This is a genomic window from Halobacterium bonnevillei (assembly GCF_009831555.1).
Classification (GTDB): Archaea; Halobacteriota; Halobacteria; order Halobacteriales; family Halobacteriaceae; genus Halobacterium; species Halobacterium bonnevillei.
Genome location: NZ_WUUU01000331.1, coordinates 1 through 1,392, shown reverse-complemented (window position 1 = coordinate 1,392; position 1,392 = coordinate 1). Strand labels below are relative to the sequence as shown.

The 1,392-nt window shown below is 73.3% G+C and carries 3 protein-coding genes; all 3 read right to left on the bottom strand.

The genetic code is table 11. The features are described 5' to 3' along the window. Positions 1-235, bottom strand: a 235-nt coding sequence (locus GRX66_RS20235; RefSeq protein WP_449271483.1) for a P-type ATPase, incomplete at its 3' end; no start/stop codon positions are given. Next, positions 214-993 carry a cation transporter gene (locus tag GRX66_RS19020; RefSeq protein ID WP_233745716.1) on the bottom strand — a complete coding sequence of 260 codons (780 nt, stop codon included), beginning with the start codon at positions 991-993 and terminating at the stop codon, positions 214-216. The genes GRX66_RS20235 and GRX66_RS19020, both read right to left, overlap by 22 nt. A gap of 4 nt (positions 994-997) precedes the next feature. Beyond that, positions 998-1,392, bottom strand: a 395-nt coding sequence (locus GRX66_RS19015; RefSeq protein ID WP_233745713.1) for a sulfite exporter TauE/SafE family protein, incomplete at its 5' end; no start/stop codon positions are given.

Below are 1,392 nucleotides of genomic sequence, written 5' to 3'. Positions count from 1 at the left end.
GGACCGCGGCGCCCTCGACGACGGGGCCGTCGACGGGCACGCGCTCGCCGGGCGTGACGACCACCTCGTCGCCCGCCTGGAGGTCGGCCACCGGAACCGTCTCCGTGCCGTCGCCGGTGCGCCGCACGGCGTTCTCGACGCGGTCCGTGGTCAGGTCCGCGAGGCGGCCGGTCGCCGCTCGCTTCACGCGGCCCTCGTAGTAGTCGCCGACGGTCACCGCGAGCACGATGACCACGGCGACGTCGAAGTAGACGTCCGTGCCGCCCGAGAGCGCGACGAGCGTGCTGTAGGCGTACGCGGCGCCGGCGCGACCGCGACCAGCAAGTCCATGTTCGGGCGGCCGGCGCGCAGGCTGACGTACGCGCCCCGGAACAGCGGGTAGCCGGTGTAGCCGAGGACGACGCTGGCGGCCAGCCAGACGTTCCCGAACAGGTACGCGCCCGCCGACCCCGTGAGGTCCACGAGCAGCGCGTCGGGCGAGACGCCGAGGTAGACGGGGTAGAGGAACAGGACGTACCACAGCATCACGAGCATCCCGAAGAACCCGCCGACGAGCAGGCGGCCGACCGACTCCTCGTCCTCGCTGCCGTCGGCGGCGTCGCGGTCGACCGCCGAGTACCCCAGCCCCTCGACGACGCCTGGGATGTCCTCGCGCTCGACGACCGCGGGGTCGTAGGTGAGTTTCACCGTCTCGGTCGGGTAGCTCGCGGCGGCGGCCCGGACGCCGTCGTGGCTCGTCGCGCGGTCCTCCACGAACGCCTCGCAGGTCGCGCAGTGCATCCCGGACACGGACAGGAACGCCGTCTCGCCGTCCGCGTCGTCCGGGTCGTCGCCGCGGTCCAGCGCGTCGGCGGCGACCTCCGCGTCGGTGTTCGCGGGTTCGTCCAGGGTCCGAGCGACCGCCAGACATCCCTGACAGCAGTACGTCCCCTCGACGTCGCCGTCGCTCACTGGGGGGTCTGGCGTCGGCAGGTCGCAGAGCGTGCAGGTCATGGTATCACACTGGAATCGGCGGCATCGGGAGCGGGACGTGGGGGACGTCGTAGCCGAACGCCCGCAATCCCTTCGCGAGCGGAATCGTGCCGGCGACGAGGAACGCGACCCCGAGGCCGCGGTGGAGGCGGCGCCGGACCCCCGCGTCCACGGACCCGAGAACGGTGCCGTACGCGAACAGCGAGGGGAACGTCCCGAGGCCGAGCGCGGCGAGCGCGAGGCCGCCGTCGAGCGCCGACCCGGTCGCGAACGCGTACAGGAACGCCGGGTAGAGGAGCGGACACGGCAGCAGGCCGTGTATCGCGCCGAGTGCGGTGATGCCCGGCCCGGCCGCCAGTCGTCGACGCGGTCGTGCAGGCGCGTCGTCACGGCGGCGAACACGCCGCCGACAACGGGAAC

Coding starts and splice junctions, on each gene's coding strand:
- GRX66_RS19020 (WP_233745716.1), bottom strand. CDS start 993: ATGACCTGCACGCTCTGCGACCTGCCGACGCCAGACCCCCCAGTGAGC.